Genomic DNA, 24,265 nt, shown 5'->3' with positions numbered 1-24,265 from the left:
ACAGATACAACACCCTCGGCACCGCCGAGATCATCGCCGTGGGCTGAACACAGAGCGGGACAGGGGTAGATCGGCCTTCAGCTGATTAGTGCAACAACGCCTGTCCAGGGGGGTGTTCTCGGATGACTTCCCGGCTCGAGGCTTTCTCCTATGCGCCGACTGCGGGAAGCCCATGACAGCCTGCTACTCGCAGGGCAAGTTCAAGCGCTACGCATACTATCTGTGCAAAACGAAGGCGTGTTTCAGTTACGGAAAATCCATCGGTCTGAAAGTCATCCATGACGGCATCTGTGATCTTCTCAGATGCCTAGCACCTACGTCAGTCGGGTTGGAAGTTTTCGAATCGTTTCTCACGCAGGCGCAGGATCGAGCGCGCCAGTCCCTTCATGTCGAGCTGGATGACCTTGAGGCCGGGAGGAAGAAAATTGGCAGAGACATGGAGGGGATTGCAAACCGCATGGCATTAGAGAGCGACGACGAGGTCTACGATGCTCTCAAGGCTCGCTACCAGCAGCTCCGTAAGGAGGTGCAGATCAGCGACGCAAGGGTGGCTCAGCTTCGTAAGAAAGCGAGCGGCTCAAAGCAAACGTTCGAACACGTCAAAACGTTCTTGAGCCAGCCACATATCATTTGGCTTTCCAACGACGTAGAGGCGAAGCGCCTGATCTTGAGGGCGTGTTTCGCTCAACCGCTCAGCTATTCACGGACTCGAGGGTTTCGAACACCGCAAATATCCATCGTTTATAAGGCGTTGGATGCTGCTTCGCGCAGCGAGTTTGATTTGGTGGAGCCAAGGAGGATCGAACTCCTGACCTCTTGCATGCCATGCAAGCGCTCTCCCAGCTGAGCTATGGCCCCACTATCTGGTGTGAACCGTTTCCGGTTCCGGGTCCGGACTGTCTGGCGTTGCCGCCGCGCCGTCCGTGGAGCGCTGTCTATTGTCATCGCCGGGCAGGTGCAAGTGAGAATTTCGGCCTGCCCGGAGATATTTTCGACGTCCTTACGTCAACCTTCGTCCTCGTCGCCGGACACGTCGGCAAGCTCGTCCAGCGAGACGTTCTCGTCGTCGTCTTCCTCGAGCAGGTCGTCGTCCAGATCCACGTCGCCGGCATCGTCGTCGATCGATTCTTCGCTGCCGAGATCGTCGATATCGGCGTCACGGTCGCGCACGGCGGTCTTCTCGGCGATCATCGAGCGGCCACGGGTGGCCACCAGGCTGTCGGCGGTGAAGCCGTGACCGCATTCGGGGCAGGTCATCGGATCGCGTTGCAGGTCGTAGAAGCGGCTGCCGCAATGCGGGCAAAGGCGCTTCGTGCCCCATTCTTCCTTGGGCATGCTCGTCCTCTCAGTCTGTCTTGAATTCAGAGTCGGTGCCCAGTGCCACAACGGCACAGGGGTGTCAAAGTCTTTCGCGTCTGGCGCGAGCGCCCCGTCTTGCAAAGGCGGCGGCCCCTGTCAAGCGCCCGCCGCCCCCGTCCGTCCGGCAGGGTTCAGTGCCCGCCGCCACCGCCGCCGGCCGCGGCCCGCGGCTTGCGCATCAGCAGCGCGGTGACCGAGAGGCAGGCGAAGAGCACCGCGATCAGGAAGAACACGTCGATGAACGACATGACCATCGCCTGGCCGGTGACCCTGCCCGCAAGCTGCTGCAGCGCCGCGCGGTCGTCGGTGATGCCGTGGGCGGCGAGATTCGCGGTCATCATCGACAGCTGGCGCACCGCCTCGGGGTTGGTCCAGCTCACCGCCTCGGCCAGCCGGTCGTAGTGCAGCGCCTGACGGTCCGACAGCAGTTGGTTGATGATCGCCAGCCCCACCGCGCCGCCAAGGTTGCGCGTCAGGTTGTAGAGGCCCGAGGCGCCCTTCATCTTATCCGGCGCGAGCGTGCCCAGCGCGAGGTTGTTGATCGGCACCATGCAGGTCATCAGCGCCATGCCGCGCAGGACCTGCGGCAGCAGAAGCTCGCGGAAGTCCCAGTCGGCGGTCAGCCCGGTCAGCATCCAGGTCGAGACGGCGAACAGGAGGAATCCCCCCATCAGCATCACCCGCAGGTCGAGCTTCGAGGACAGGAACCCCGCCACTGGCGCCATGAGGAACATCGCCATCCCCGAGACGAAGACCGTCTCGCCGATCATCAGGCTGTCGTAGCCGCGCACCCGGCCCAGGAAGAGCGGGTAGAGATAGGTCAGCCCGTAGAGGCCGATACCCATCACGAAGCTGAAGATCGAGCCCATGGTGAAGTTGGTGTCGCGATAGGCCGACAGGTCCACCAGCGGCTCGTCCCGGGTCAGGGCGCGCCAGAAGCTGGTGATGCCGCCGACCAGCATGACCACGGCCAGGATCGCCACCGCCTCGTCCTGGAACCAGTCGTTCGAGGGCCCCTCTTCCAGCACGTATTCCATGCCGCCGAGGAAGGCCGCGAGCGCCACGAGGCCCCACCAGTCGAAGCGCTGGAAGAGCTTCCAGTTCGGCTTGTCGAAGTCGATCAGGAAGAAGGCGCCGATGGTGACGCCGATGCCCGGCAGCACGTTGACGAGGAAGAGCCAGTGCCACGAGAAGGCGTGGCTCAGGTAGCCGCCGACCGTTGGGCCGACGGTCGGCGCGAGCGTCGCCACGAGACCGATCATCGGCGAGACGACGGCGCGGCGCGAGGGCGGGATGATGGTGAAGGCGGCGGCGAAGACGGCAGGGATCATGCCTCCGCCCAGGAAGCCCTGCAGCCCGCGCCACAGGATCATCTCGCCGATCGAGCTGGAGGTCGCGCAGGCCAGCGACGACAGGGTGAAGCCCGCCGCGGCCAGCGTGAACAGAAGCCGCGTCGACATCATCCGGGCAAGGAAGCCTGACAGCGGGATCATCACCACCTCGGCGATCAGGTACGAGGTCTGCACCCAGCTGATCTCGTCCGGGCCGGCGCCGAGGCCGGCCTGGATCTCGGCCAGCGAGGCCGACACGATCTGGATGTCGAGAATCGCCATGAACATCCCGAAGACCATGATCAGGAAGGCGATGGCGCGGCGGGCGGTGAAGCCGTCGGCCCCGCCCTGCGGCCGGGCGGCCGGGGCGGGGGAGGCGGTCTGACCGCGGGCCGCGTTCGAAGGGGAAGCGGCGGCGGAGGTCATGGGGTCAGTCCTGTGCGGGCGCGGCGTGCGCGGCGCCGATCGACGCCGCCGGGGCCAGGGCAACGGCATCCTCGGACGGGCGGTTCTCGACCGGCTGGCCGGTGCCGGTGCGGCTGTCGACGGTGGCGACGGTCGACAGGCCCGCGCGCAGCGCGCCAGTCGCGACCGCCTCGTCCGGGACCGAGATCCGCACCGGCACCCGCTGCACGACCTTGGTGAAGTTGCCCGTCGCGTTCTCGGCCGGCAGCAGCGAGAAGACCGCGCCCGTGGCCGGGGCCAGCGAGGTGACATGGCCGGTGAAACTGTGGTCGGGCAGGGCGTCGAAGGTCAGCTCGACCTCGGCCCCGACCTTCACGCCGTGCAGCTGCGTCTCCTTGAAGTTCGCCTCGACGTAAAGGCCGCCATCGGGGACCAGCGCCGCAAGCCGGGTGCCCGGGCTGACGAGGTCGCCGGGTTCGAGGTCGATGTTCGACACCACGCCGTCGGCCGGGGCGCGCAGCACGGTCTTCTCGAGGTCGAGCTGGGCCTGCGCCACCGCCAGTTCGAGCTGCCGGCGGCTGCCCTCGCTTTCCTTGCGCTGCGCTTCCAGCACCTTCACCTGCGCCTCGGCCGAGCTGACCGCGGCCTTGGCCTGCGCGAGGCCGGCGGTGGCGGTGTCCAGCGTCTCGGTCGCGCTGTCGAGCTGCGACTGCGAGACGACCTTGGTCGCGGCAAGGCTGCGGATCCGGTCGGCATTCAGCTGGGCGTTCTTCAGCGTGGCCTCGGACGCGTCCTGGCTGGCGACGGCCTGCTGCACCGAGGCGCGGGCGGCGGCGATCTGCGCGTCGATCCGGGCCAGCGTGTCGCCGGCGGTCTCGAAATTGGTCTTCGCGGTGTCGAGCGCGATGCGGGTGTCGCGGTCGTCCAGCGCCACGATCACGTCGCCGGCCTTCACATGGGTGTTGGACTTCACCGGGGCTTGGGCGACATAGCCCTCGACCCGGCTCGCGATCAGGGTGATGTCGGACTGCACATAGGCGTCGTCGGTCTCGACCATGAAGCGGCCTTCGGTCCAGTAGCCCTCGCCCCACCAGGCGGCGCCCAGCAGCGCGACCAGCGCCACGGTGCCGAGGATCTTCTTCTTGCGCCCGCCACCCGCGGGTTTCCCCGCGGTCGTGTCGGCGGTCGTGCCTTCGGGGGCTCCGGCGCCCACGCCGGATGTCTGCTTCGCGTCGTCTGCCATCTGGGGCCTCTGGGGTTGACCCGTCCCGCTGGACGAGTCGTTCTGACCGAACCGTTCGGTTCGAAACCATTTAGGGGATCAAAAAGTTTCGATCAAGGCTTCATCGAACTGCATGGTTCGATTAAATGGAGCACAGGCGCAGGGTGATCTGTGCGGACAAGAGCAGGAGATGCGGGATGGACAGGCCGGAGCCGGCGGAGGAGGGCTGCGCTTTCGTGGCGCGCAGGCGCCACGCGGCGGGCGAGGACCCGGCAAAGCGGGCGCAGATCGTCGCGGGCGCGATGCAGCTGTTCCTGGACCGCGGCTTCGAGGCGGCGAGCATGGGCGACATCGCCCGCGCGGCCGGCGTGTCGAAGGGCACGCTTTATGTCTACTTCCAGAACAAGGAAGACCTCTTCGAATCGCTGATCGAGACCAAGCGCGACCGGATGTTCCAGGGGCTGGAACAGGCGCTGGCCGAAGAGGCGACGCTCGAGGGCAAGCTGTTGAACTTCGGGCGGCGGATCGCGGCGATCCTGTGCTCGGACGAGGTGCTGCGGGCGCAGCGGATCGTGCTGGGCGCGCTCGAGCGGATGCCGGAACTGGGCGAGCGCTTCTATGCCAAGGGCGCCGAACGCTCGAAGGGGGCGCTGGCGGACTGGCTGGCGGGCGAGGTCGCGGCAGGGCGGCTGGAGATCGCGGACCTGCCGCTGGCGGCCTCGCAATTCGCGGAACTCTGCACCGCGGGGATCTGGCGGCGGCGGCTGTTCGGGAAAGAGCGCGGGCTGGCCGACCCGGACGAGGTCGAGGCGGTGGTGACCTCGGCGGTGCGGATGTTCCTGGCGGCCTACGGCACCGGGCGCTGAGCCGCGGTCNGCGGCGGCTGTTCGGGAAAGAGCGCGGGCTGGCCGACCCGGACGAGGTCGAGGCGGTGGTGACCTCGGCGGTGCGGATGTTCCTGGCGGCCTACGGCACCGGGCGCTGAGCCGCGGTCGGTTGGGCGCAGGGGGAGGGGGCGCAGGGAGGGGGCGCTGCCCCCTCGGGCCTGGCGGCCCTCACCCCCGGGATATTTGGGCCAATGCGAAAGCAGGCAAGGGGGGGGGGCTCCGCCCCCGCGCGTGCCGCGCTCCCCCGGAGTATTTGGGCCAAGCCGAAGGGGCGGTCCGGCCCTTGGCCTCTCAGACGAGACGCGAGGTGTCGACGGCGGCGCGCACGAAATCCGCGAAGAGCGGATGCGGCGCGAAGGGCTTCGACTTCAGTTCGGGGTGGAACTGGACGCCGACGAACCAGGGATGGTCCTTCACCTCGACGATCTCGGGCAGCTTGCCGTCGGGCGACATGCCCGAGAACCACAGGCCGCAGGCCTCGAGCTTCTCGCGATACTTGATGTCGACCTCGTAGCGGTGGCGGTGGCGTTCCTCGATCTGGGTGGCGCCGTAGATGCGCGCGACGGTCGAGCTGTCGGCCAGATGGGCGGTGTAGGCGCCAAGCCGCATGGTGCCGCCCTTGTCGTCACCGACCTTGCGTTCGACCTTGTGGTTGCCCTGCACCCATTCCTTCAGGTGATAGACGACCGGGGTGAACCGCTTCTTGCCGGCCTCGTGGTCGAACTCCTCCGAGCCCGCGTTCTCGAGGCCCACGAGGTTGCGCGCAGCCTCGATCACCGCCATCTGCATGCCGAGGCAGATCCCGAGATAGGGGATCCTGTTCTCGCGCGCGAATTGCACGGCGCGGATCTTGCCTTCGGTCCCGCGCTCGCCGAAGCCGCCGGGGACCAGGATCGCGTGGTAGTTCTCGAGATAGGGAGCGGGGTCCTCGCGCTCGAAGATCTCGCTGTCGATCCATTCCGACTTCACGCGCACCCGGTTCGCCATGCCGCCGTGGGTCAGCGCCTCGGCGATCGACTTGTAGGCGTCTTCCAGCTGCGTGTACTTGCCGACGATCGCGACCTTCACCTCGCCCTCGGCATTCACCAGCCGGTCCATCACGTCTTCCCAGCGCTCGAGGTTCGGGCGCGGCGCGGGCGAGATCCCGAAGGCGTCGAGCACGGCCTGGTCGAGGCCTTCGCGGTGATAGGCCAGCGGCGCCTCGTAGATCGTCTTTAGATCCGGGGCGGCGATCACCGCCTCTTTCCGCACGTTACAGAATAGCGCGATCTTCTCGCGTTCCTTCACCGGGATCGGGTGTTCCGAGCGGCAGACCAGCACGTCGGGCGCGATGCCGATCGAGCGCAGTTCCTTCACCGAGTGCTGGGTGGGCTTGGTCTTCAGCTCTCCGCTGGCCGTCACATAGGGCAGCAGCGTCAGGTGCATGAAGATGCACTGGCCGCGCGGCTTGTCCTGGGCAAACTGGCGGATCGCCTCGAAGAACGGCAGGCCCTCGATGTCGCCGACGGTGCCGCCGATCTCGCAGAGCATGAAATCGACCTCGTCCTCGCCCACGGCGAGGAAGTCTTTGATCTCGTTGGTGACGTGCGGGATCACCTGGATGGTCTTGCCCAAGTATTCACCGCGGCGCTCCTTTTCCAGCACGTTCGAGTAGATCCGGCCCGAGGACACCGAATCCGTCTTGCGCGCCGAGACGCCGGTGAAGCGCTCGTAATGGCCGAGGTCGAGGTCGGTTTCCGCCCCGTCATCGGTCACGAAGACCTCGCCATGTTCGAAGGGCGACATCGTGCCCGGATCGACGTTCAGATAGGGGTCGAGCTTGCGCAGGCGGACCGAGAAGCCGCGGGCCTGAAGAAGCGCGCCGAGGGCGGCCGAGGCCAGACCCTTGCCAAGCGAAGACACCACGCCGCCGGTGATGAACACATATCTGGCCATGTCGGAGGCTCTCCCGTGATCTTCCAAAAGACAAGCGCCCGGTCGGTGGACGGCCGGGCATCACGGGATTTCACAATGGCAGATTCGGACGAAAGTCGCAAGCCTTGCCACCAGATCATGTGATCCGGGCTGAGTGAAATCCCAACTGTAGTGACGGTAACGCAAAGGTCGCGGCTAGGGGCCGCGACCTGCGTCGGGTTCGGGGCCGCCTCAGTTCGAGGCGGGCGGGGTCGCGGGCGCCGGGGCGGTGCCCGCCGGGGCCGGAGTGGTCGTCTCGGCCGCGGGCGGCGTCGCCGGGGCATCGGCCGCAGGCGGGGTCGCCGGCGCGTCCGAGGACGGCGGTGCCAGGTCGAAGGCCGGGGCCGGGGCGGTGCCGCCCTGTGCCGGGGCCGGGCGCGAGGCGCCGATCTGGTCGATGACCGAGCCGGTCGAGGCTTCGCGGGCCGCCAGCAGCGTGAGCGCGATCGAGGTGGCGATGAAGGCCGCCGCGAAGATCCAGGTCAGGCGGGTCAGCGCGTTCGCCGCCTGCCGGCCGGTCATCACGCCGCCGCCGCCACCGCCGCCCATCCCGAGGCCACCGCCTTCGGAACGCTGCAGCAGCACGACGCCGATGAGCAGCAGCGCGAGGATCAGGTGGACGGTGAGAATGACGTTTTCCATGGGCCCTGGATCGGTCTTGAGAAACTGACGCGCCTATCTAGGCGGATGGGGGAGGGGGCGCAAGGCGGTAATCGGCCCCCGGCTGCATGCCGTCGCGGATCGTGACCGCCGCAAGCCGCGGCGCGGCAGCTGCGGGATCGCTTGCCAACCGTCGATATTGGTAATATTACCTGACCGCATAGGCGAAGTCCGGAGGAGGAGCCCGCCATGCAGATGCCCCAGCCCGACCACCGCGTCCTGTCCCGCAAGGCCGAGATCGTCGCCGCCCTGCGCGCGGTGCTGCCCGCCGATGCGGTCATCGACCACCCGCGCGAGCTGAAGGCCTATGAGTGCGATGCGCTGTCGGCCTATCGCTGCCTGCCGCTGGCCGCGGTGCTGCCGCGCACGACCCAAGAGGTCGCCGCCGCGCTGAAGGTCTGCGCGCGCGAGGGGGTGAAGGTCGTGCCGCGGGGCGCGGGCACCAGCCTCGCCGGCGGCTCGATGCCCTCGGAAGACGCGGTGATCCTTGGCCTTGCGCGGATGACCCGCGTGCTCGAGGTCGATTTCGACGACCGCTTCATCCGGGTCGAGGCGGGGCGCACCAACCTCTCCGTCACCGGCGCGATCGAGGGCGAGGGGTGGTTCTATGCCCCCGACCCGTCCAGCCAGCTGGCCTGCGCGATCGCCGGCAACATCGGCATGAACTCGGGCGGGGCGCATTGCCTGAAGTATGGCGTCACCACCAACAACCTCATGGGCCTGACGCTGGTGACCATGCAGGGCGAGATAATCGAGCTGGGGGGCGCCTTCCTCGATGCGCCCGGGCTTGACCTGATGGGGGTGATCTGCGGCTCGGAAGGGCAGCTTGGCGTGGTGACCGAGGCCACGCTGCGCATCCTGAGAAAGCCCGAGGGCGCACGGCCGGTGCTGGTCGGTTTCAATTCCGCCGAGATCGCCGGCGCCTGCGTCGCGGCGATCATCCGCGCGGGCATCCTGCCGGTGGCGATCGAATTCATGGACCGTCCCTGCATCGAGGCCACCGAATCCTTCTGCGGGGCGGGCTATCCCGATTGCGAGGCGCTGCTGATCATCGAGGTCGAAGGCTCCGAGGCCGAGATCGCCGAGCAGATCGGCCTGATCCGCCAGCTGGCACAGGGCTTCGACCCCGTCGAGTTCCGCGAAAGCCGCAGCGAGGACGAGGCCAAGCGCATCTGGCTGGGCCGCAAGTCGGCCTTCGGGGCGATGGGGGTGATGGGCGACTACATGTGCCTGGACGGGACGATCCCGGTTTCGGCTTTGCCGATGGTGCTGGGGCGGATCGGCGAGCTGTCGGCGGCCTTCGGGCTGAAGGTCGCCAACGTCTTCCATGCGGGCGACGGCAACATGCACCCGCTGATCCTCTACAATGCGAACCAGCCCGGGCAGCTCGAGATCTGCGAGAACCTCGGCGCCGAGATCCTGAAGCTGTGCGTCGAGGCGGGCGGCTGCCTGACCGGCGAGCATGGCGTGGGCATCGAGAAGCGCGACCTGATGACCGTGCAGTTCGCGCCCGCGGATCTCGAGGCGCAGATGCGCGTCAAGGATGTGTTCGACCCGGCCTGGCTTCTGAACCCGGCCAAGGTCTTCCCGCTGGCGGTCAGCGCCGGGCGGCGCGAAAGGGGGCGTGATGCGGCCTGAGACCGAAGACCAGCTCGCCGGCGCGATCCGCGAGGCCACGGGGGCGCTGCGCGTCACCGGCGGCGGCACGCGCGCGCTGGGGCAGGGCGGACCCGGCGAGGTGCTGGAAACCGGCGGCCTCTCGGGCGTGGTGCTCTACGAACCCGCCTCGCTGACGCTGGTTGCGAAGGCCGGCACCCGGCTTGATACCGTCGAGGCGATCCTGGCTGCCGAGCGTCAGCGTCTGGCCTTCGAGCCGCCGCGGATGGAGGGGCTGATGGGCCGCTCGGGTCCCTCGACCTTGGGCGGCGTGGTCGCGGCCAATGCCTCGGGCCCGCGGCGCATTCAGGTGGGGGCCTGCCGCGATGCCTGTCTGGGCGTGCGCTTCGTCGACGGGCGCGGGCAGGTGGTGAAGAACGGCGGGCGGGTGATGAAGAATGTCACCGGCTATGACCTCGTGAAGCTGATGGCGGGCAGCCGTGGCGCGCTGGGCGTGCTGACCGAGGTGTCCTTCAAGCTTCAGCCGATCCCGCCCGCGGCCGCGACGCTGATCCTGCCCGATGCCGGCTTCGGCGCGGCGGTCCGGGCGATGACCGCGGCGCTGGGCTCGCCCTTCGACGTGACCGGGGCCGCGCATCTGCCGGGCACGGGCACGCTGATCCGTATCGAGGGGCTTGAAGACAGCGTGGCCTACCGCGCGCAAAGGCTCGCGGTCGAGCTCGCGCCCCTTGGCAAGGCGGTCGTCGAGCGCGAGCCTGCCCGGATCGCGGCGCTCTGGGCGGCGGTGCGCGACGTGCAGCCCTTCCACGCCCGCCCCGGCGCGGTCTGGCGCATCTCCTGCAAGCCCTCGGACGGGCCCGAGGTCGCGAAACGCGCCGGGGGCGACGTGGTGATGGACTGGGGCGGCGGCCTCGTCTGGGCGCTGTTCCCCGAGGGCGAGGACCTGCGTCCCCGGCTTGCGGGCCTGCCCGGCCACGCGACACTGGTGCGCGGCATCGGCGCGGCGCCCCTGCCGCCAGAGCCGGAACCGGTCGCGCGGCTGACCCGCGCGCTCAAGGCGCAGTTCGACCCCCGCGGCCTCTTCGCGGCCTGAGGAGGCTTCCCATGCAGACGACCTTCACCCCCGACCAGCTCAAGGACCCCGGCACCGCGCGCGCCAACGAGATCCTGCGCGCCTGCGTGCACTGCGGCTTCTGCACGGCGACCTGCCCGACCTATCAGGTGCTGGGCGACGAGCTCGACAGCCCGCGCGGCCGCATCTACCTGATCAAGGACATGCTCGAAAGCGGCCGGCCCGCCGATGCGCAGACGGTCAAGCATGTCGACCGCTGTCTGTCCTGCCTCGCCTGCATGACGACCTGCCCCTCGGGCGTGCATTACATGCATCTCGTCGACCATGCCCGCGCCTATATCGAGAAGACCTACCGCCGCCCCTTCATGGACCGGGCCCTGCGCCGGGTGCTGGCCGCGGTGCTGCCCTATCCGAACCGCTTCCGGCTGGCGCTGCTGGGCGCGAAGATCGCGCGGCCCTTCGCAGGCTTGCTGCCCGATCCGCGGCTGAAGGCGATGCTGGCGATGGCGCCGAAGCGGATCCCGCCGCGCTCGCGCAACGACGATCCGCAAAGCTTCGCGCCCGTGGCCCCGCGCCGCCGCCGGGTGGCGCTGATGACCGGCTGCGCGCAGAAGGCGCTCGACACCGACATCAACGACGCGACGATCCGGCTGCTGACGCGGCTGGGCTGCGAGGTGGTGATCGCGAAGGGCATGGGCTGCTGCGGCGCGCTGACCCATCACATGGGCAAGGAAGACGACAGCCACGCCAAGGCCGCCGCCAACATCCGCGCCTGGATGGCCGAGAAGCGGGCAGGGGGGCTTGATGCGATCGTGATCAACACCTCGGGCTGCGGCACGACGGTGAAGGATTACGGCCACATGTTCCGCAACGATCCCATGGCCGCCGAGGCGGCCGAGGTGTCGAAGCTGGCCAAGGACATCAGCGAGCTGCTGGCGGATCTGATGGCCGAGGCGCCGGTCGAGACCTGGGCCCCCGCGAAGGACCTGATCGCCGGCGCGGGCCTCAGCGCCCCGGCGGCCGAGGGGCGCGGCATCCGCGTCGCCTATCACGCCGCCTGTTCGCTGCAGCATGGCCAGCAGATCAAGGACCACCCGAAGCGGCTCTTGAAGGCCGCCGGCTTCGAGGTGGTCGAGCCGGTGGACAGCCACCTGTGCTGCGGCTCTGCCGGGACCTACAACCTGATGCAGCCCGAGATCTCGGGCCAGCTGAAGGCGCGCAAGGTCGAAACGCTGATGGCGCGCAAGCCCGATCTGATCGCCGCCGGAAATATCGGCTGCATGATGCAGATCGGATCGGCCGCCGGGGTGCCGGTGGTGCACACGGTCGAGCTGCTGGACTGGGCTTCGGGCGGGCCACGGCCGGCGAAACTGGCGCGCTGAGGTGCGTCTTCGCGGCCACCATCGCCGCAATTCGCCGACCCCCCGCCTTAATCTCGCCGTGGCAAGCGGGCTAGATGGCGTGGTCACGAAACCGTCACCGGTCCCGATGCCCGCCAGACCCCTGATCCCTGCCGTCCTTGCCTGCGCGCTGGCCCTTGCCACCGCGCCGGGACTGCATGCCGAGACGGCCGGAACCGCGCTGGCCGGGGTCGCATCCGGCCTGCCCGAGACGACGCCGCTGCGCGAGCTGGACACCGCCGACGACACCCGCGGCTGGGAGGCTGTGGGGCGCATCGATCTTGGCGGCCGCGGCTTCTGCACCGGCGCGCTGATCGCGCCCGACCTCGTGCTGACCGCGGCCCATTGCCTGTATGACAAGACCACCGGCAAGCGGTTCGAGGCGGGCGACCTGACCTTCCTCGCCGGCTGGCGGCAGGGGCGGGCGCTGGCCTACCGCTCGGTCCGCCGGGCGATCGGGCATCCCGATTACGTCTTCACCGGCGAGGGGGCGATCGACAAGGTCGGCCACGACCTCGCGCTGCTCGAGCTGAACCAGGCGATCCGCCTGCCCTCGATCACCCCGTTCGAGACCGACCTGAACCCGCAGCCGGGCGACGAGGTCAGCGTGGTCTCCTACGCGCTCGACCGCTCCGAGGCGCCCTCGCTGCAGGACCGCTGCGAGGTGCTGGACCATCAGGCGGGGGTGGTGGTCACCAGCTGCTCGGTCGATTTCGGATCGTCCGGCGCGCCGATCTTCTCGATGCGCGACGGCACGCCGCGCATCGTCTCTGTCGTCTCGGCCAAGGCCGAGATGGAGGGCAAGCCGGTCGCGCTGGGGACCGAGCTGGCCGGACCTTTGGCCGAGCTGCGGGCCGCCCTCGCGCAGGGCTTCCAGCCGGTTTCGGGCATGGTGTTCCGACGTGGCGCCGGGGAGGGCGTCGCGTCCGGCGGAGCGAAGTTCCTGCGGCCCTGACTTCAGGGATCCGCGGGTCCGGCTGCCACCGGACATCCCCCTTGGGGACGGCTTCGCTCCGCCGCTATTTATCTGACAACTCTTCTGAAAACGGCCTGCGCCACGGGATCTCGGGATCATCTTGAATCCCGGCGCGGGCTTTCCCACATCTGGTTCACCGGGTCGCCATGACGGGGCCCGGTTCACCGGCCCGTCCCCACCGGGAGGGCAGATTGCATCGCTCAACGAGGATGACCCATGCGTAATTTCGACATGTCCCCGCTCTACCGCGCCACCGTCGGCTTCGACCGGATCGCCGACCTTCTGGACCGCGTGGTGGCCACGGATGTCGCGCAGCCGACCTATCCCCCCTACAACATCGAGAAGACCGACGAGAACGCCTATCGCATCTCGATCGCCGTCGCGGGCTTCACCGCCGACGAGCTGACCGTCGAGGTGCGTGACGGCGCGCTGATCGTCGCGGCCAAGAAGGCCACCGAGGAAGAGAAGCGCACCTACCTGCACCGCGGCATCGCGACCCGCGCCTTCGAGCGCCGCTTCGCCCTGGCCGACCACGTGCGGGTCTCGGGCGCGACCCATGCCGACGGGATGCTGCACATCGACCTGGTGCGCGAGGTGCCCGAGGCGCTGAAGCCCCGGCGGATCGCCATCGACGCCCGCGGCGCGCGCGAGACGGTGGACGCGAAGGCGATCGAGGCCTGAGCCTGCAACAGTAAACAGGGTCGGGGGGGATGCGATCCCCCCCATTGCCATCGGTCCTCGGACCGATGGCGTCCCGATGGCAATCCCCCCGGCTTGTGCGACCCTGCCCGGGCGTCGCTTAGTAGAGGATCGGGAGCAGGGTCGGCAGTTTCGCCGGCAGCACCGAGACCGCGACCCGGTGGCCGACGCGGCCGTAGAGGTCGATCACGTCCTGATCGAGCATACGGATGCAGCCCGAGGACACCGCCTTCCCCAGATGCTCGGGCGCGCAGCCGCCATGGATGCGGTAGAGCGTGTCCTTGCCGTCCTTCCACAGATACAGCGCCCGTGCCCCCAGCGGGTTGCCGGGCCCCGGGTCCATGCCGCCGTTCGCCACCGTGTAGGGCTCGTATTTCGGCCAGCGCGCCGCCATCTCGTCCGGCACCTTCCAGCGCGGCCATTTCTGCCCGTATTGCAGCACCGCGCGACCCTGCCAGGCGAAGCCCGCCGCGCCGACGCTGACGCCATAGCGCAACGCGCGGCCCTCGGGCTCGATCAGGTGCAGCAGCGCCGCCTCGGGGTCGACGATGATCGTGCCGGGAACCTCGTCGGGATAGGGGTTTTCGACCTCCTGCCGCCAGAGATAGGGGTTCACCACGCCCTCGGGGATCGCCGGCACCGGGTAGGGCTCGTCGGTGATCGCGCCGTAGCGGGCGGGCAGCGGCGGCCAGTCGGGCGGCGGCGGCGGCGCGCTGCGGGTGGCGGTTTCGGGAAGGCGCGGGGCGCAGGCGGCAAGGCCGGCCGCGGGCAGCGCGGCCAGGAAGGCGCGTCGTGCAAGCATCTGAAAAGTCCGGATCTGGGGTCTGACCGTGCGACGCCCCAAAGCGCCGCGGCGAGGGGGTCAGGCGGTCCGGGGCGGGCGCCGCGGCGGCGTCACCGCTGTGCCGCTGGGCAGCGGCGCGGCGGCGGCGAAGGCACGGGTGCCCCTGACGCGCGGCGCCGGAAGCTCGGTGGTCTCGGGCGGCAGGAACAGCCCGCAGGGCAGGCCGGGCAGGGCCGGCCCGTGGCAGCGGCGCGCCTGCGGGGCGGCTTCGACGACGGCCGCACTGGCGGCAGGACGCGCCGTCACCCCCGCATGGTGCTGCCCGTAGGCGCCCCAGGGCAGGATCAGGAGCATCATCACCAGATGCAGGGCAAGCGTCAGCCGTCGCATGGGCTCAGGCCTAAGCCCCCGCGCCGGGGCTGTCGAGCGGCGGGGACCGCCGCCCGGATCACATCTGCGCGTGCCCCGGCCGGCGGGGCCGGACCCGAGACTCAGACGCTGAGGCAGATGTATTTCATCTCGAGATAGTCCTCGATCCCGTGGCGCGAGCCCTCGCGCCCGAGGCCCGATTGCTTGACGCCGCCGAACGGCGCCTCGGCGGTCGAGATCAGGCCGGTGTTCACGCCGACGATCCCGTATTCCAGCGCCTCCTGCACGCGGGTGATGCGGCCGATGTCGCGGGCGTAGAAATAGCAGGCCAGCCCGAAGATCGTGTCGTTGGCAAAGCCCACGGCCTCGTCCTCGGTCTCGAAGCGGAAGAGCGGCGCCAGCGGCCCGAAGGTCTCTTCGGTCGCGATCTTCATGTCCTGCCGCACGCCGGTGACGATCGTCGGCTCGAAGAAGCTGCCGCCCAGCGCGTGACGGCTGCCCCCGGTCAGAAGCTTCGCGCCCCCGGCCAGCGCGTCGGCGATGTGGTCCTCGACCTTGCGCACCGCGTCGTCGTTGATCAGCGGCCCGGCCTCGACCTCGCCCGACAGCCCGTCGCCCACGCGCATCTTCTCGACCGCGACGCGCAGCTTCTCGGCAAAGGCGTCATAGACTCCGGCCTGCACATAGATCCGGTTCGCGCAGACGCAGGTCTGCCCGTTGTTGCGGAATTTCGAGGCCATCGCCCCCTTCACCGCCTCGTCCAGATCGGCATCGTCGAAGACGATGAAGGGCGCGTTGCCGCCCAGCTCCATCGAGCATTTCATCACCTGCTCGGCCGCCTGCCGCAACAGGATCCGCCCGACCTCGGTCGAGCCGGTGAAGGTGATCTTGCGCACCGCCGGGTTCTCGCAGAACTCCTTGCCGATGTCCGAGGACCGGCTCGAGGGCACGACCGAGAACACGCCCGCCGGGATCCCCGCACGCTCGGCCAGCACCGCCATCGCCAGCGCCGACAGTGGCGTCTCGGCGGCGGGGCGGGCGACGAAGGCGCAGCCCGCGGCCAGCGCCGGGCCCGCCTTGCGGGTGATCATCGCGTTCGGGAAGTTCCAGGGCGTGATCGAGCCCACGACGCCGATCGGCTGCTTCAGCACGGTGATGCGCTTGTCGGGCATGTGGCCGGGGATCGTCTCGCCATAGACGCGCTTGGCCTCTTCGGCGAACCACTCGATGAAGCTCGCGCCATAGGCGATCTCGCCCTTCGCCTCGGCCAGCGGCTTGCCCATCTCGGCGGTCAGGATGGTGCCGAGGTCGTCCTGATTGGCCATCATCAGATCGAACCACTTGCGCATCAGGCCCGCGCGCTCCTTGGCGGTCTTCGCGGCCCAGCCCTTCTGCGCGGTCTCGGCGGCGGCGATGGCGCGCGCGACCTCGTCGCGGCCCAGATCGGCCACGTCGGCGATCACGTCGCCGCGCGCCGGGTTGCGCACCGCGAAGGTCGCGCCGTCGTCGGCATCGGTCCAGGCGCCCGCGACATAGGCCTTCGTTGCCAGCAGCGTCGGGTCCTTCAGCAGGCGCGAAAGATCGGTGGTGGTGTCGAGCATGACGATTGTCCCTGATGTCTCCTCGGGCGGCAGGCTGATCCTGACGGGTCCGGCTGTCCAGCCCTTCGGCCCCTCAGATAGGGCGGCCGAACCGCTCCTGCCAGCAGGGCAGCGGATCGCCGGCGGCGGGCCGCGCCTGATGCACCCCGCGGGCGATGGCGCGCGACAGGCAGATCGCGGCGGCGTGACCCAGCCGGAACAGGTCCGGCCCCGGCTCCGCCAGCGCCCGCGCCCCGGTCGAGACGGCGAAGACCAGATCGCCATCGAACAGCGTGTGCGAGGGCACCAGCGCCCGCGCCATCCCGTCCTGCGCGGCGATGGCCATCCGCTGCGCCTCGGCCTGGGTCAGCCGCGCATCCGTGGCGACGATCGCGATGGTGGTGGCCTCGCGCGCGCCCTTGCCCGGGCCGGGCAGGTCCGGCGCGGGCAGGCGTGCAGGCAGGCCCATGCCGCCGAATTCCGCCCCGATCTCCCAAGGCGCCGCCCAGAACTCGGGCCCGTCGCCCACCAGCGGTGATCCCAGCGCGTTGACCGCGACCAGCGCCCCCACGGTGAACCCGCCCGGCACCCGGACCGAGGCCGATCCGAGCCCGCCCTTCACCCCGCGGCAGGTGGCCCCGGTCCCGGCGCCCGCCGTGCCCAGGCCGAACTCCGGCGCCGCCGCCGCCAGCGCGGCGCGTCCAAGCGCACGATAGGGATTCTCGCCCCAGTCCTTCTCACCGCCGTTCAACAGATCGAACAGGATCGCCCCCGGCACGATCGGCACCCGCTGGTCGCCCACCGCGAAGCCGCGCCCCGCCGCGCGCAAGCCGTCCGCCACGCCCGAGGCCGCGTCGAGCCCGAAGGCCGACCCGCCCGACAGGGTGATCGCATCGACCTCCTGCACCAGCCGGTCGGGGGCCAGCAGGTCGGTCTCGCGCGTGCCGGGCGCCCCGCCCATCACGCTGACCGCCGCCACGAAGGGCCGCGCCGCGGTCAGCACCGTGGCGCCGGATTTCAGGCGATGGTCCTCGGCATTGCCGACCAGCAGGCCGTCCACGTCGGTGATCAGGTTCAGCGGGCCTGTCCGCAGCATCGTGTCGCTCATGGCCGCGATCCTGCCCGCTTGCCGCGCCGCGGGGAAGCTGCGATGATCGTGCCCGAGCGCGCGGGGATGGCGTCCCCGTCGGACCCGCCGGTCCCAGCTCGGCCCCGCATCCGGGGCCTGCGTCCTGCACGCCGGGATCTTCGGGGTCCCGCGGTCTCGCCCGGCCCCATCCCAAAGGTCTGACGATGACGAACACCCGCCCCGACAGCGCCAAGCCCGACAGCGCCCGTCCTGAAAGCTATGTCTTCCACAACGGCGACAAGGCCGCGCTGCCCTTCGCCCCCGAGGAATACGAGGCCCGGATCGAGGGCCTGCGCGACCTGATGGAGCTGCATTCGCTCGACGCCGTGGTGCTGACCTCGATGCACAACGTCGCCTATTACTCGGGCTTCCTCTACTGCAGCTTCGGGCGCCCCTACGCCTGCGTGGTGACGCCGGGACAGGTGACGGTGGTCAGCGCGGGGATCGACGCGGGCCAGCCCTGGCGGCGCTCGATCGGCGAAAGCCTGACCTATACCGACTGGGCGCGCGACAACTTCTGGCGCGCGGTCGCCTCGCTGGTCGGCACCGGCAAGGCCGTGGGCTTCGAAGCCGATCACCTGACGATGGTGCAGGCCGAGAAGGTGAACCAGTTCCTGAAGGTCAAGCGCGGCATGGACGTGGCCCCCGCGACCATGCAGCAGCGGATGCTGAAGTCCGAGGCCGAGATCGCGCTCATCCGCCACGGCGCGCAGGTGGCCGACATCGGCGGCTACGCGATCCGCGAGGCGGTGAAGATCGGCGCGCGCGAGATCGACGTGGCCATGGCCGGCCGCGATGCGATGGAGGCCGAGATCGCGAAGCGCTTCCCCGAGGCCGAATACCGCGACACCTGGGTCTGGTTCCAGTCCGGCCTCAACACCGACGGCGCCCACAACCCGGTCACCGCGCGCCAGATCCGCGACGGCGACATCCTGTCGCTGAACTGCTTCCCGATGATCTCGGGCTACTATACCGCGCTCGAACGCACGATGTTCGCGGGTTCGGTCGACGCGGCCTCGCTCGCGCTCTGGCAGGCCAATGTCGCGACGCATGAATATGGTATGAGCCTGCTGAAACCCGGCGCCTCCTGCGCCGAGATCACGGGGCTGATCAACGACTTCCTGGCCGAGCGCGACCTGCTGCGCTACCGCACCTTCGGCTATGGCCACAGCTTCGGGATCCTGTCGCATTACTACGGCCGCGAGGCCGGGCTCGAACTGCGCGAGGATATCGAGACGGTGCTGGAACCCGGCATGGTGATCTCGATGGAGCCGATGCTGACCCTGCCCGAGGGCCAGCCCGGCGCCGGCGGCTACCGCGAGCACGACATCCTCGTCATCACCGAGGACGGCGCCGAGAACATCACCGGCTATCCCTACGGCCCCGAGACCAACGTGATCGGCTGAGCTCCGGCCTCCGCCGCCTCCGGCAGGAGTACTTGGGCCAAGTCGAAGCGGGGTTTTCGTGTTGGTCCAAATACTCCGGGGGAGCCCCGCAGGGGCGGGGGCAGAGCCCCCTCTGCCCCTTTCGCATTGGCGCAAATATCCCGGGGGTGAGGGCGCAGCCCGAGGGGGCAGCGCCCCCTTTCCCGCCGACCCGCCCGCGCGCGGCTGGTCCACAGGTCCCGCCCGTGGCAATAAGCGGCAAAGGGCAGAGAACCGGAGGACAGGCCATGATCATCACCCGACGCGGGTTCGGACTGGGGGCGGGGGCGCTGACGCTTGCGGCCTGCACCAACACCGGCAGGATGCCGGGGCTGACCGGCCCCGCGCAGATCGCCGACGACCTGCGCCCGGTCCCCGATGCCGGATGGTCCGCCTGGGTCGCGGGCTTCCGCCCCCGCGCGCAGGCGCAGGGCATCTCACCCGCCACCTTCGAGCGCGCCTTCGCCCATGCCGGCTTCGTCCCCGGCGCGATCACCCGCGACCGCAACCAGCCCGAATCGAACCGCACGCTCGAGGACTACCTCTCGATCGCCGTCTCGGACGAGCGCGTCGCCAAGGGCCGTGCCGCCTTCGTCGCGCATCGCGGCACGCTCTCGGCGCTCGAGTCCCGCTATGGCGTCGATGCCACGGTGATCTGCGCGGTCTGGGGGCTCGAAAGCTTCTACGGCGAGCGGCGGGGCGAGGTGAACGTGCTCTCGGCGGTCTCGACGCTGGCCTATGAGGGCCGCCGCGCGAGCTTCTTCGAAAGCCAGCTGGTCGCCGCCCTGAAGATCATCCAGGCGGGCGACATCGACCCCGAACACATGACCGGCTCCTGGGCGGGCGCGATGGGCCATACCCAGTTCATCCCGACCTCGTACCTCGCCTATGCCGTCGATTTCACCGGCGACGGGCGGCGCGACATCTGGTCGGATGACCCGACCGACGCGCTGGCCTCGACCGCGGCCTATCTGCAGAAGTCGGGCTGGGTGCGGGGCCTGAAGTGGGGGGGCGAGGTCGGCTACGGCGCGCCGCAGGGCCGGATCCTGCAGCCGCAGGCGGGCGGGCCGCAATTCGCCGTCACCGGCAATTTCGACGCGATCAAGCGCTACAACAACTCGGATCTCTACGCGATCGGGGTCGGGCATCTTGCCGACCGGATCGGCGGCGCGGGGCCGCTGCGCGGGGCCTTCCCGCCCGATCGCTACGGGCTGACCAAGGACGACCGTATCCGCCTGCAGCAACGCCTGACCGCCCGCGGCTTCGACACCGGCGGTCATGACGGGGTGCTCGGCAACAAGTCGAAGGCCGCGATCTCGGCCTATCAGCAGAGCCTCGGGCAGGTGCCGACGGGCGAGCCCTCGGTCGCGCTGCTGCAATCGCTCTGAGCGATGTCCCGGGCGTGGGGCGGGGGGCGCTGCCCCCCGGCCCCTTTCGGGGCCGCCCCCCGGGATATTTGCGCCAATGCGAAAGCGGGCAGGCTCAGTCGGGCAGAACCCGGCCGAGGGCCGCGAGGGCGATCTTCTCGGGCGCCTGGTAGGGGATCGGGGCCACGAACCGGCCCGCGGCGTCGAACAGCAGCACGCTCGAGGAATGGTCCATCGTGTAGCCGCCGCCGTCGAGCGGCACCTTCCGCGCGAAGATCCGGAAGGCGCGGATCGCCTTGTCGATCTCGGGGCGCGGGCCGGTGACGCCGGTCACGCCCTCGACCCAGCTGACATAGGGGCCCAGCACCTCGGGCCCGTCGCGTTCGGGATCGACGGTGACGAAGACCACCCGCAGGGGCGCCGCGCGGGGGCCGAGCGCCTCTTTCCAGGTCGCGATGTCGCCCAGCGTCGTCGGGCAGACGTCCGGGCAATGGGTGAAGCCGAAGAACACCGCCGTCGGCCCGCCCTTCAGCGAGGCCTCGGTGAAGGGCTGCCCGTCGGTCGTCACCAGCCGGTAGTCGCCGCGCCCGAAGCCCGCGGTCGCGTCGCGCTCGAGCCGCGGCGACAAGACGAACAGCCACAGCGCCCCCGCCGCGGCCAGCGCGACGAGAGCCCAGAGGATCAGGCGCAGCCGCGCCAGAGAGGTCAGGTTCGCCATCGTTCAGTGCCCCATCGGTCCAGTGGCGCCGCGGCCCAGCACCGCAAGCGGCAGCGTCACCCGGCCCGCGCGCGCGAACTCCAGCGTCACCTCGGCGGTCTCACCCTCGGTCAGCGGGCCGGTCAGGTCCATGAACATCAGGTGCAGCCCGCCGGGGGCGAGCGCGACCTCGCCGCCCGCCGGGATCTCGAGACCCTCGGGCAGCGCCCGCATGATCATCCGGTCGCCCTCGGTCCGCATCTCGTGGATTTCGGCGCGCCCGGCGAAGGCGGCACTGGCCGCGACCAGCCGGTCGGCCTCGGGCCCGGCATTGGCGATGGTGACAAAGCCGCCCGCCACCGGCGCGCCGGGCGGGGTGGCGCGGGCGAAGGCGCCGGTCAGCGTCAGCGCGCCCAGCGTGACCGGCTGGTCAGGCGCGGCATGGCCCATCCCCGCCATCGCGCCGTGGTCATGCCCGCCCGCGGCGGCGGCGGCGGTGACGGTCAGCACCGGGGCGGGCTCGCCTGCCGCCTCGCCGGTGGCGGTCCAGGCGACCTGCGTCGCGCCGCAGCTCTGAATCACCGGGACCGCGAGCTTGGTGCCGGGGGCGAGATCGCCCGCGACGCTGCCGCGGAAGACGAACTCGTCATACCAGGCATCGGGCAGATCACCCCCCGACCAGGTGATCGCGGTCACGCCCTCGGATACCGGCGTGCCGTGATTGTCGTAGCTGCGGGCATAGGCGCCGGTCTCGGTCGTCAGCTGCCAGCCGGCATGGGGCATCGGCTTCACGGCGAAGAGCCCCTGGGGGATCTCGACGCGGATCGCGGTGGTCGCGGCGCCGTCGCAGCCGTGCGGCAGGCGCAGCACCGCCTTCCAACTGGCGCCTGCGGCGGCGGTCGGGGTTTCCAGCGTCACATGGGCGAGCGCGGGGCCGGTCCATGCGGCCAGCAGGGCGGTGAGCGGAACGAAGCGGGCAAAAGACATCTCTGGTCTCCTGAAAACATGGGGTCAGGTCGGCACGGCGTCGGGCGGACGCGCGGCGGAGGACCCCGGGCCCAGGGGCGGAGCCGGGCGGCGGGCCGGGCCGGAGCCGCCCGATGGGGTGCGGCCTGAAGTCGCCGCGCGCCGGCTGCGGGGCGGCGGGGGCAGGGCCGTGGCCCGCCCTCGGCCAGCAGGTGCCCGGCCACGGACTGGACCGGGCAGACGAGGCCGCTCGCGCCCTTGTCCGCGGGCCGCGGTGCCGCCGGCATGGGGCCGGCCACGGCCCCGGCGGCGGTGCAGATCGTCCAGGCCGGCGCCCGCGCCAGCGCCTGTGCCCGCAGCGCCGAGAGGGCGGAGCCCTGGTGCAGCGGCGCAAGCGTCAGCAGCACCGCCAGCGCGAACAGCGCGGCGATCAGGCCCAGCTCGTCGCGGGGCCCGGCGCGACTGGCCCGGGAAGGATGCAGGGCGCGGTCCATGACCGGCCTTTCGGCAAGGGAGGGGGCAGGGCGGTCCCGCCCGGCCGCGGGGCGCCGGGGCGGGGGGCTCGCGTCCCGCCCTTCAGGGCAGGCGCGGGCGGATCAGGCGCTGGGCGGCGGGCCGCGCGGCGGGATCGCGGGATCGCGCGCCCGGCCCTCGGCCCGCGCGACGCGCGGCGCGACGAGGGTCGCGACATGGCGCAGCTCGATGTCCTGCGGCGTCCCGAGCGGCTGGGGCACCACGGCCGCGCCGATCAGGTGGCAGACCGGGCAACCCGCGGCCTTGGCATGGGTCGTGGCGCTGTCATCGCAAAGATCCGCGACCGACCCGCCGGCCAGCACATAGGCCTGAAGCCGCAGGTCCGCCGCCTCGGGCACATGATGCGCATGACCCGCCGCCCCGAAGGCGAGGGTCAGAAGCGCCACCAGCACAAGGCCGAGCGCGCGGAGGTTCAAGGCAGCTCCCACGCCTGTGACATGCCACGCGGGAAGGCGTCAGACCACCCCCGGAACCTGCGACCGAACGTCCGACAGTGTCACCCGGCGCGGGGGGACTGCCATCGGTCCGCCATCGGTCCGAGGCCCGATGGCAGTGGGGGCCACGCTGGCCCCCCGACTCTTCTACCCTTCAGGCGCGCGTTTCGGCCTCGATCTCGCGCTTCGATTTCCGCGCCCGTTCGGTGGCCGATTTCAGCTGCCCGCAGGCGGCCATGATGTCCTCGCCCCGCGGCGTCCGGATCGGCGAGGCATAGCCCGCCTTGTAGACGATGTCGGCAAAGGCCTCGATCCGCTCCCAGTCCGAGCGTTCGTAGGGCGCGCCGGGCCATTCGTTGAAGGGGATCAGGTTGATCTTCGCGGGGATGCCGCGGATCAGCTTCACCAGCCGCTTCGCATCCTCGTCGCTGTCGTTCACGCCCTTCAGCATCACGTATTCGAAGGTGATCCGCTCGGAATTCGACAGCTTCGGATACTCGCGCAGCGCGCCCAGCAGCGTCTGGATGTTCCACTTCTTGTTCACCGGCACCAGCCGGTCGCGGACCTCGTCGGTGGTCGCGTGGAAGCTGACGGCCAGCAGGCAGCCGATCTCTTCGGCGGTGCGCGCGATCTCGGGCACGATGCCGGAGGTCGACAGCGTGATGCGCCGGCGCGACAGGCTCAGCCCCTCGCCATCCATCACCACCTTCATCGCGTCGCGCACGTTCTCGAAATTGTAAAGCGGCTCGCCCATGCCCATCAGCACGACGTTCGACACCAGCCGCGTCTCGTCCTTGGGCGCGCCGGGTTCAGGCCATTCGCCAAGATCGTCGCGCGCGACCAGCACCTGGCCCACGATCTCGCCCGCCGTCAGGTTGCGCACCAGCTTCTGGGTGCCGGTGTGGCAGAAGGAACAGGTCAGCGTGCAGCCGACCTGGCTCGAGATGCAGAGCGTCCCGCGGGTTTCCTCGGGGATGTAGACCGCCTCGACCTCGTGCCCGCCAGCGATGCGCAGCAGGTATTTCCGCGTGCCGTCGGCCGAGACCTGCCGCGTCACCACCTCGGGCAAGGCGATCTCGAAATGGGTGTCCAGCAGCGCGCGGTAGTCCTTGGCGAGGTTGGTCATCCCCGCGAAATCGCGCACGCCCCAGTGATAGATCCACTGCCAGACCTGCCCCTCGCGCATCTTCGCCTGCCACTCGGGCGTGCCGGCCTCGACCAGCGCCGCGCGCAGCTGCTCACGCGTCAGCCCGACGAGGTTGACCTTGCCGCCTTCGGGCAGCTTGCGCGGGATCGTCAGCACGTCCTGCGTGATCGGGGCCTGCGTGATCGGGGCGGCAGCGGCCACCGTCGGGGGGCTCTGTTCGGTCATGGTCAATCCAAGGGGCGGCGGGAGTGAA

21 protein-coding genes, 1 tRNA gene and 1 pseudogene are annotated in these 24,265 nt (G+C 70.0%); 9 read left to right on the top strand and 14 right to left on the bottom strand.

The window, feature by feature from the left end:
• Positions 1 to 88 precede the first annotated feature (88 nt).
• A pseudogene (locus V8J36_RS22880) lies at positions 89 to 226 on the top strand (zinc ribbon domain-containing protein); the annotation flags it as partial.
• Positions 227 to 782: 556 nt separating this feature from the next.
• Here V8J36_RS22880 and V8J36_RS16360 read toward each other — a convergent pair.
• The 4 genes from V8J36_RS16360 to V8J36_RS16345 all read right to left on the bottom strand — a co-directional run bounded on the left by V8J36_RS16360 (position 783) and on the right by V8J36_RS16345 (position 4,338).
• Positions 783 to 858 (bottom strand) — tRNA-Ala (locus tag V8J36_RS16360).
• A 147-nt stretch (positions 859 to 1,005) separates the two neighbouring features.
• Positions 1,006 to 1,335, bottom strand: coding sequence for a TIGR02300 family protein (locus V8J36_RS16355; RefSeq protein ID WP_336468382.1), 330 nt, complete (start codon positions 1,333 to 1,335; stop codon positions 1,006 to 1,008).
• Positions 1,336 to 1,490: 155 nt separating this feature from the next.
• Positions 1,491 to 3,116: a DHA2 family efflux MFS transporter permease subunit gene (locus V8J36_RS16350; RefSeq protein ID WP_336468381.1), complete on the bottom strand. Its 1,626-nt coding sequence runs from the start codon at positions 3,114 to 3,116 to the stop codon at positions 1,491 to 1,493.
• Positions 3,117 to 3,120: 4 nt separating this feature from the next.
• Entirely contained in the window at positions 3,121 to 4,338 is a 1,218-nt protein-coding gene (locus V8J36_RS16345; protein ID WP_336468380.1) for an HlyD family secretion protein, read from the bottom strand.
• Positions 4,339 to 4,514: 176 nt separating this feature from the next.
• Between V8J36_RS16345 and V8J36_RS16340 the strand changes: the two genes are divergently transcribed.
• On the top strand, positions 4,515 to 5,183 hold the full coding sequence (locus tag V8J36_RS16340) for a TetR/AcrR family transcriptional regulator (RefSeq protein ID WP_336468379.1): 669 nt from the start codon (positions 4,515 to 4,517) through the stop codon (positions 5,181 to 5,183).
• Positions 5,184 to 5,495: 312 nt separating this feature from the next.
• On the opposite strand, the gene V8J36_RS16335 is transcribed toward V8J36_RS16340, so the two are convergent.
• The gene (locus V8J36_RS16335) at positions 5,496 to 7,139 is read right to left on the bottom strand and encodes a CTP synthase (protein WP_336468378.1); all 1,644 of its coding nucleotides are present in this window, start codon (positions 7,137 to 7,139) and stop codon (positions 5,496 to 5,498) included.
• Positions 7,140 to 7,349: 210 nt separating this feature from the next.
• Positions 7,350 to 7,799 (bottom strand): preprotein translocase subunit SecG, encoded by a 450-nt coding sequence (gene secG / locus V8J36_RS16330; protein WP_336468377.1) that lies wholly within the window; start codon positions 7,797 to 7,799, stop codon positions 7,350 to 7,352.
• A gap of 207 nt (positions 7,800 to 8,006) precedes the next feature.
• On the opposite strand from secG, the gene V8J36_RS16325 reads away from it, so the two are divergent.
• From V8J36_RS16325 to V8J36_RS16305, 5 genes are all read left to right on the top strand, one after another.
• On the top strand, positions 8,007 to 9,455 hold the full coding sequence (locus tag V8J36_RS16325; RefSeq protein ID WP_336468376.1) for an FAD-linked oxidase C-terminal domain-containing protein: 1,449 nt from the start codon (positions 8,007 to 8,009) through the stop codon (positions 9,453 to 9,455).
• On the top strand, positions 9,445 to 10,527 hold the full coding sequence (locus V8J36_RS16320) for an FAD-binding protein (protein ID WP_336468375.1): 1,083 nt from the start codon (positions 9,445 to 9,447) through the stop codon (positions 10,525 to 10,527). Before V8J36_RS16325 ends, V8J36_RS16320 begins: the two co-directional genes overlap by 11 nt.
• Before the next feature lie 11 nt (positions 10,528 to 10,538).
• On the top strand, positions 10,539 to 11,888 hold the full coding sequence (gene glcF, locus V8J36_RS16315) for a glycolate oxidase subunit GlcF (RefSeq protein WP_336468374.1): 1,350 nt from the start codon (positions 10,539 to 10,541) through the stop codon (positions 11,886 to 11,888).
• Positions 11,889 to 11,994: 106 nt separating this feature from the next.
• Complete coding sequence (locus tag V8J36_RS16310; RefSeq protein ID WP_336468373.1) at positions 11,995 to 12,861, top strand: trypsin-like serine peptidase; 867 nt, start codon at positions 11,995 to 11,997, stop codon at positions 12,859 to 12,861.
• A 237-nt stretch (positions 12,862 to 13,098) separates the two neighbouring features.
• Positions 13,099 to 13,563 (top strand): Hsp20 family protein, encoded by a 465-nt coding sequence (locus V8J36_RS16305; protein ID WP_336468372.1) that lies wholly within the window; start codon positions 13,099 to 13,101, stop codon positions 13,561 to 13,563.
• Positions 13,564 to 13,681: 118 nt separating this feature from the next.
• Here V8J36_RS16305 and V8J36_RS16300 read toward each other — a convergent pair whose 3' ends face one another.
• The 4 genes from V8J36_RS16300 to V8J36_RS16285 all read right to left on the bottom strand — a co-directional run bounded on the left by V8J36_RS16300 (position 13,682) and on the right by V8J36_RS16285 (position 17,422).
• A complete protein-coding gene (locus tag V8J36_RS16300) occupies positions 13,682 to 14,383 on the bottom strand; it encodes a L,D-transpeptidase (RefSeq protein WP_336468371.1) in 702 nt (233 codons plus the stop codon).
• Between the two features lie 60 nt (positions 14,384 to 14,443).
• Positions 14,444 to 14,755 (bottom strand): hypothetical protein, encoded by a 312-nt coding sequence (locus tag V8J36_RS16295; protein ID WP_336468370.1) that lies wholly within the window; start codon positions 14,753 to 14,755, stop codon positions 14,444 to 14,446.
• Positions 14,756 to 14,856: 101 nt separating this feature from the next.
• Positions 14,857 to 16,335 (bottom strand): NAD-dependent succinate-semialdehyde dehydrogenase, encoded by a 1,479-nt coding sequence (locus tag V8J36_RS16290; protein WP_336468369.1) that lies wholly within the window; start codon positions 16,333 to 16,335, stop codon positions 14,857 to 14,859.
• A gap of 73 nt (positions 16,336 to 16,408) precedes the next feature.
• On the bottom strand, positions 16,409 to 17,422 hold the full coding sequence (locus V8J36_RS16285) for a P1 family peptidase (RefSeq protein ID WP_336468368.1): 1,014 nt from the start codon (positions 17,420 to 17,422) through the stop codon (positions 16,409 to 16,411).
• Positions 17,423 to 17,607: 185 nt separating this feature from the next.
• On the opposite strand from V8J36_RS16285, the gene V8J36_RS16280 reads away from it, so the two are divergent.
• Complete coding sequence (locus V8J36_RS16280) at positions 17,608 to 18,849, top strand: aminopeptidase P family protein (RefSeq protein WP_336468367.1); 1,242 nt, start codon at positions 17,608 to 17,610, stop codon at positions 18,847 to 18,849.
• Positions 18,850 to 19,115: 266 nt separating this feature from the next.
• Positions 19,116 to 20,255: a lytic murein transglycosylase gene (locus tag V8J36_RS16275; RefSeq protein ID WP_336468366.1), complete on the top strand. Its 1,140-nt coding sequence runs from the start codon at positions 19,116 to 19,118 to the stop codon at positions 20,253 to 20,255.
• 94 nt (positions 20,256 to 20,349) lie between these two features.
• On the opposite strand, the gene V8J36_RS16270 is transcribed toward V8J36_RS16275, so the two are convergent.
• The 4 genes from V8J36_RS16270 to rlmN form a co-directional block, all read right to left on the bottom strand.
• Positions 20,350 to 20,952, bottom strand: coding sequence for an SCO family protein (locus V8J36_RS16270; RefSeq protein WP_336468365.1), 603 nt, complete (start codon positions 20,950 to 20,952; stop codon positions 20,350 to 20,352).
• 3 nt (positions 20,953 to 20,955) lie between these two features.
• Positions 20,956 to 21,918 carry a DUF1775 domain-containing protein gene (locus V8J36_RS16265; RefSeq protein ID WP_336468364.1) on the bottom strand — a complete coding sequence of 321 codons (963 nt, stop codon included), beginning with the start codon at positions 21,916 to 21,918 and terminating at the stop codon, positions 20,956 to 20,958.
• A gap of 575 nt (positions 21,919 to 22,493) precedes the next feature.
• Entirely contained in the window at positions 22,494 to 22,847 is a 354-nt protein-coding gene (locus V8J36_RS16260; RefSeq protein ID WP_336468363.1) for a hypothetical protein, read from the bottom strand.
• Between the two features lie 172 nt (positions 22,848 to 23,019).
• On the bottom strand, positions 23,020 to 24,237 hold the full coding sequence (gene rlmN / locus V8J36_RS16255) for a 23S rRNA (adenine(2503)-C(2))-methyltransferase RlmN (protein WP_336468362.1): 1,218 nt from the start codon (positions 24,235 to 24,237) through the stop codon (positions 23,020 to 23,022).
• Positions 24,238 to 24,265 lie beyond the last annotated feature (28 nt).

It is taken from the genome of Frigidibacter sp. MR17.14, from assembly GCF_037095735.1.
In the GTDB taxonomy this organism is placed as follows: Bacteria; Pseudomonadota; Alphaproteobacteria; order Rhodobacterales; family Rhodobacteraceae; genus Frigidibacter.
Note: the sequence above shows the minus strand (reverse complement) of the source record. Positions and strands in the feature narration are given on the sequence as shown.